The sequence below is a fragment of the Seohaeicola saemankumensis genome, from assembly GCF_021021435.1.
Classification (GTDB): Bacteria; Pseudomonadota; Alphaproteobacteria; order Rhodobacterales; family Rhodobacteraceae; genus Seohaeicola.
Window position 1 is genome coordinate 1 of the sequence record NZ_JAINWI010000039.1, and the last position, 6,754, is coordinate 6,754.

Here is a 6,754-nt window from a genome sequence, read left to right on the forward strand (position 1 = left end):
CCCCTCACGGCGACGCAGAGACGCGACGTTGTTGACCGGACGGAACGAGGTAGCTGAGTTACTGAGGGAGATCCGGGCGAGGATTTGGGGATAAGTTGGGCGGGTTGCGCTGACATAGTTTGGCGCTCTCGTGTGATTTTGTCTTCTGGGTTTAGGCCCGCGTTTTTTGACATTGATAGTATCTGAAGAGATATGTGGGCGGTTTGGTTCAGTTCGATGGATCAACGTCTGTATATCGCGCTAGTAGGGGCGACCCGATGATCTAGTGTCAGCTTCACTGTTTGAGTGGCTTTCGGTTTCTGATGAAACCTGAAGTACATCAAACAGAGAAATTTTGGTGTTTACCTCCGTTCCTAGCCGGGTGGGGGTGCTGCTGAGTTGTTTGTGGTCGGCAACGTCCTCAAGTAGCGAAGTGGTAGGACATCAAAGATGTGCAGAGGTTCGAACGTCAAGGATATGCCAGCGATGGCATTTCAACTTGAGAGTTTGATCCTGGCTCAGAACGAACGCTGGCGGCAGGCCTAACACATGCAAGTCGAGCGGCACCTTCGGGTGTAGCGGCGGACGGGTTAGTAACGCGTGGGAACGTACCCTTTTCTACGGAATAGCCTCGGGAAACTGAGAGTAATACCGTATACGCCCTTTGGGGGAAAGATTTATCGGGGAAGGATCGGCCCGCGTCTGATTAGATAGTTGGTGGGGTAATGGCCTACCAAGTCTACGATCAGTAGCTGGTTTTAGAGGATGATCAGCAACACTGGGACTGAGACACGGCCCAGACTCCTACGGGAGGCAGCAGTGGGGAATCTTAGACAATGGGCGCAAGCCTGATCTAGCCATGCCGCGTGAGTGATGAAGGCCTTAGGGTCGTAAAGCTCTTTCGCCAGAGATGATAATGACAGTATCTGGTAAAGAAACCCCGGCTAACTCCGTGCCAGCAGCCGCGGTAATACGGAGGGGGTTAGCGTTGTTCGGAATTACTGGGCGTAAAGCGCACGTAGGCGGATCAGAAAGTTGGGGGTGAAATCCCAGGGCTCAACCCTGGAACGGCCTCCAAAACTCCTGGTCTTGAGTTCGAGAGAGGTGAGTGGAATTCCGAGTGTAGAGGTGAAATTCGTAGATATTCGGAGGAACACCAGTGGCGAAGGCGGCTCACTGGCTCGATACTGACGCTGAGGTGCGAAAGTGTGGGGAGCAAACAGGATTAGATACCCTGGTAGTCCACACCGTAAACGATGAATGCCAGTCGTCGGGTAGTATACTGCTCGGTGACACACCTAACGGATTAAGCATTCCGCCTGGGGAGTACGGTCGCAAGATTAAAACTCAAAGGAATTGACGGGGGCCCGCACAAGCGGTGGAGCATGTGGTTTAATTCGAAGCAACGCGCAGAACCTTACCAACCCTTGACATCCTTGGACCGCCAGAGAGATCTGGTTTTCTCGTAAGAGACCAAGTGACAGGTGCTGCATGGCTGTCGTCAGCTCGTGTCGTGAGATGTTCGGTTAAGTCCGGCAACGAGCGCAACCCACATCCCTAGTTGCCAGCAGGTTAAGCTGGGCACTCTATGGAAACTGCCCGTGATAAGCGGGAGGAAGGTGTGGATGACGTCAAGTCCTCATGGCCCTTACGGGTTGGGCTACACACGTGCTACAATGGCAGTGACAATGGGTTAATCCCAAAAAGCTGTCTCAGTTCGGATTGGGGTCTGCAACTCGACCCCATGAAGTCGGAATCGCTAGTAATCGCGTAACAGCATGACGCGGTGAATACGTTCCCGGGCCTTGTACACACCGCCCGTCACACCATGGGAGTTGGGTTTACCCGAAGGCCGTGCGCCAACCTCTTCGGAGGGAGCAGCGGACCACGGTGAGCTCAGCGACTGGGGTGAAGTCGTAACAAGGTAGCCGTAGGGGAACCTGCGGCTGGATCACCTCCTTTCTAAGGATGTTTCTAGCATGACCTTTGCGTCGCCAATGCGCTCAAGTAGCGAAGCGGTAGCGCAAGATAATCGTGAAGCACTTAGCAAGACCGGCATACAAAGCCGGTCAAAACGGTTGCCTTTTCAAGGTAGCCATGGACCGAGCCGTCCTCATATCTCTTCAGAATAATCACAGACCTACCGGTCTGGTCTTTGGGTCGGTAGCTCAGGTGGTTAGAGCGCACGCCTGATAAGCGTGAGGTCGGAGGTTCAAGTCCTCCTCGACCCACCAACGTCCTCTTTGCGTCAGCGAAGATGACGGGCGGCAGTTGATTGCATAGCAATCGACGAGAGCCTTCCGGTACGCAGCGCGCCGCAAGTTGCTTTGCAACTCGCTTCCCGCGCTCGTCGAATTGGCTGTGCCAATTCAACGTTGGGGCCTTAGCTCAGCTGGGAGAGCGCCTGATTTGCATTCAGGAGGTCAGGAGTTCGATCCTCCTAGGCTCCACCAAGTCTTTTGCAAAGCAAAAGACGCCGGCCTGGCAGTTGATTGCGCAGCAATCAATGAGAGGGCCATTCTTCGGCGGTTCCAACAAGATCAGAAGCATGTCACTTCAGATCACGACCCCGATTAGACCGCCAAGTACTGCATCCAGTGTTTGGCCGTCCAATCGGACGCAGGTGACGCAAGTCGCCGTCTTTTACATCGTATAGAGAGATACATATCAACACTGTTTGGTATTCCCGCGTTAGGGACATACCTCAGTCTTGTGCCAAGCCTTCGGGCGCGGCGAGCATGTGATCGGGCTGTTTCCTCGGCCTTCCACATGTCTGCAGGCTGAAACGAACAGAGTTGTCCAAGTCAAGTACACTAACCAAATGTCTTGTTGACCTGCACGGGTCGGCAAGGCGGGAAAGTATGCTTTTGATCTAGAAGAAGTCTTGCTTTTTCTGGATCAAATCAAGCGCGAGAAGGGCGTTTGGTGGATGCCTTGGCAGTAAGAGGCGATGAAGGACGTGATACTCTGCGATAAGCCATGGGGAGCTGAGAATATGCTTTGATCCATGGATTTCCGAATGGGGCAACCCACCTGAAATTGTGTTATTGTTACGCTCCGGCGTGATCAATAATGCGGTTAACCAGGTACTTTTAACCTGAATACATAGGGTTTTAAGAGCAAACCCGGGGAACTGAAACATCTAAGTACCCGGAGGAAAGGACATCAATAGAGACTCCCCTAGTAGCGGCGAGCGAACGGGGACCAGCCGAGTCCTGAGAGTGACCAGAACTGTTTGGAAAAGCAGGCCATAGCGGGTGACAGCCCCGTATGGGAAGCTCAATGGAACGTATTAAGTAGGGCGGGACACGTGAAATCCTGTCTGAAGATCGGGGGACCACCCCCGAAGGCTAAGTACTCCTTACTGACCGATAGCGAACCAGTACCGTGAGGGAAAGGTGAAAAGCACCCCGACGAGGGGAGTGAAACAGTACCTGAAACCGAACGCCTACAATCAGTCGGAGCTTGACTGGACTCTAATGACAATCTACCCGACAGGCAGTTTTTGACGCCTCGAGGGAGAACCGACATGTCAGATCTTGCCGTTGTTACCGATGGCACCTTTGCTGTTGTCGGGCTCGTTCTGGGCCTGATGACTATGGGCACACAACATTGCCCGAATGAAGGTTGCCTGGCCAAGAACACACGCACACCCTATGTTGCCGCTTCTGTCGGTGACGTGGTGTTCCAGGAAGCGACCGTGGGTGAAGAATTTTACCTGCGCAAGCAAACCGGCGTGGCCCGTGGCCCGTTCCAACTCACCTACGGCGCATCGGTCACCGATGCAGGCGGGGTGTGGATCGGGTTTGGCAATACAACGACATATACGACCGCGAACAATCGCTGGTATGCACAGTTCCACACAATGCCCGGGCTTTACGTTCAGGGTGACGAGGTGGATCTGGGTGGTGCCATCCAGTTCCGGTCGGGGATCGAAATCGGATATGAGAACCGCGCAGGGGTGCGCATGGGCCTGTCGATCGACCACCGGTCGAATGCAGGGCTCGACAGCCGCAACCCCGGCCTTGAAACCGTACAGTTTCGAGTCTCCATCCCGATCGACTAGTTGGTTCAAGCCCTCAAGCAGCGAAGCTGTAGGGCAGGTATAAAGATTATTATTAGTGTCCAGTCTTGTGACGGCGTACCTTTTGTATAATGGGTCATCGACTTGGTCTCACGAGCAAGCTTAAGCCGTTAGGTGTAGGCGCAGCGAAAGCGAGTCTTAATAGGGCGTTGAGTTCGTGGGATCAGACCCGAAACCGAGTGATCTAGGCATGACCAGGATGAAGGTTAGGTAACACTAACTGGAGGTCCGAACCCACACCTGTTGAAAAAGGTCGGGATGAGTTGTGCCTAGGGGTGAAAGGCCAATCAAACTCGGAGATAGCTGGTTCTCTGCGAAATCTATTTAGGTAGAGCGTCATCCGAATACCCCGGGGGGTAGAGCACTGGATGGGTAATGGGGCCCCACAGGCTTACTGATCCTAACCAAACTCCGAATACCCGGGAGTACTAGATGGCAGACACACAGCGGATGCTAACGTCCGTTGTGAAGAGGGAAACAACCCTGACCTACAGCTAAGGCCCCCAATTCATGGCTAAGTGGGAAAGCAGGTGGGACGACCAAAACAACCAGGAGGTTGGCTTAGAAGCAGCCATCCTTTAAAGATAGCGTAACAGCTCACTGGTCTAAATAAGTTGTCCTGCGGCGAAGATGTAACGGGGCTCAAGCCATGAGCCGAAGCTTAGGATGCCGTAAGGCATGGTAGCAGAGCGTAGTGTGACATAGTATCTATCCTCTTTAGCCCCTCTCGGGGGGCCTTGGAGGACAAGATACTTTCTGTGAAGCCGGCGCGTGAGCGATCCGGTGGAGAGATCACTAGTGAGAATGATGACATGAGTAGCGACAAACAGGGTGAGAGACCCTGTCGCCGAAAGTCCAAGGGTTCCTGCTTAAAGCTAATCTGAGCAGGGTAAGCCGACCCCTAAGGCGAGGCCGAAAGGCGTAGTCGATGGGAACCAGGTTAATATTCCTGGGCCAGGAGGATGTGACGGATCGAGACTGTTGTTCACCCTTATCGGATTGGGTGGGCCGCTGATCGGTTCCTGGAAATAGCCCTCCATGAGATCGTACCCTAAACCGACACAGGTGGACTGGTAGAGAATACCAAGGCGCTTGAGAGAACTATGTTGAAGGAACTCGGCAAAATACCTCCGTAAGTTCGCGAGAAGGAGGCCCGGTTTCTAGGCAACTAGAGGCTGGGGGCACAAACCAGGGGGTGGCGACTGTTTACTAAAAACACAGGGCTCTGCGAAGTCGTAAGACGACGTATAGGGTCTGACGCCTGCCCGGTGCCGGAAGGTTAAAAGGAGAGGTGCAAGCTTTGAATTGAAGCCCCGGTAAACGGCGGCCGTAACTATAACGGTCCTAAGGTAGCGAAATTCCTTGTCGGGTAAGTTCCGACCTGCACGAATGGCGTAACGACTTCCCCGCTGTCTCCAACATAGACTCAGCGAAATTGAATTGCCTGTCAAGATGCAGGCTTCCCGCGGTTAGACGGAAAGACCCCGTGCACCTTTACTACAACTTCACACTGGCATCAGGCCAAGCATGTGCAGGATAGGTGGTAGGCTTTGAAGCAGAGACGCCAGTTTCTGTGGAGCCTCCCTTGAGATACCACCCTTGCTTTGCTTGATGTCTAACCGCGGTCCGTTATCCGGATCCGGGACCCTGTGTGGTGGGTAGTTTGACTGGGGCGGTCGCCTCCTAAAGAGTAACGGAGGCGCGCGAAGGTTGGCTCAGAGCGGTCGGAAATCGCTCGTTGAGTGCAATGGCAAAAGCCAGCCTGACTGCGAGACTGACAAGTCGAGCAGAGACGAAAGTCGGCCATAGTGATCCGGTGGTCCCAAGTGGGAGGGCCATCGCTCAACGGATAAAAGGTACGCCGGGGATAACAGGCTGATACTGCCCAAGAGTCCATATCGACGGCAGTGTTTGGCACCTCGATGTCGGCTCATCTCATCCTGGGGCTGGAGCAGGTCCCAAGGGTATGGCTGTTCGCCATTTAAAGAGGTACGTGAGCTGGGTTTAGAACGTCGTGAGACAGTTCGGTCCCTATCTGCCGTGGGTGTAGGATACTTGAGAGGAGTTGCCCCTAGTACGAGAGGACCGGGGTGAACGTTCCACTGGTGGACCAGTTGTCGTGCCAACGGCAGTGCTGGGTAGCTATGAACGGACAGGATAACCGCTGAAGGCATCTAAGCGGGAAGCCCCCCTCAAAACAAGGTATCCCTGAGGGCCGTGGTAGACCACCACGTCGATAGGCCAGAGATGTAAGCGCAGCAATGCGTTCAGTTGACTGGTACTAATTGCCCGATAGGCTTGATTTGATCCAGTAATAACAAGACTTAACAAAGTCCAAAATTACGGCTCAAAAGCATACACTCCAATAAAACAGTCGTACGCGACTTGGACAACAAACCCCTCTATAAAAAAAATAGAGACGTATCTCGTTCCTTTCTCGGTTTGGTGGTCATAGCACGAGCGAAACACCCGGATCCATTCCGAACCCGGCCGTTAAGCGCCGTCGCGCCAATGGTACTGCGTCTTAAGACGTGGGAGAGTAGGTCACCGCCAAACCTAGTAAGGAACGAAAATCAATATATGTAACTCTCAACGATCTAAAACACAAAACCAGCGCGGGATGGAGCAGCCCGGTAGCTCGTCAGGCTCATAACCTGAAGGTCGTAGGTTCAAATCCTACTCCCGCAACCA

Annotated in this window: 3 tRNA genes and 3 rRNA genes; all 6 read left to right on the plus strand. The window is 53.5% G+C overall.

The features are described from left to right. Positions 1 to 474: 474 nt before the first annotated feature. The 6 genes from K7H22_RS19590 (at position 475) to K7H22_RS19615 (ending at position 6,754) form a co-directional block, all read left to right on the plus strand. Positions 475 to 1,941, plus strand: a 16S ribosomal RNA gene (locus tag K7H22_RS19590). 195 nt (positions 1,942 to 2,136) lie between these two features. Further along, a tRNA-Ile gene (locus K7H22_RS19595) sits at positions 2,137 to 2,213 on the plus strand. Positions 2,214 to 2,356: 143 nt separating this feature from the next. Beyond that, positions 2,357 to 2,432, plus strand: a tRNA-Ala gene (locus K7H22_RS19600). 448 nt (positions 2,433 to 2,880) lie between these two features. After that, positions 2,881 to 6,369: ribosomal RNA gene (locus tag K7H22_RS19605) — 23S ribosomal RNA — on the plus strand. Between the two features lie 135 nt (positions 6,370 to 6,504). After that, positions 6,505 to 6,619, plus strand: a 5S ribosomal RNA gene (gene rrf, locus K7H22_RS19610). The 16S, 23S and 5S rRNA genes sit together here with 3 tRNA genes alongside, the layout of an rRNA operon. Positions 6,620 to 6,677: 58 nt before the next feature. Then, positions 6,678 to 6,754: transfer RNA gene (locus tag K7H22_RS19615), tRNA-Met, on the plus strand.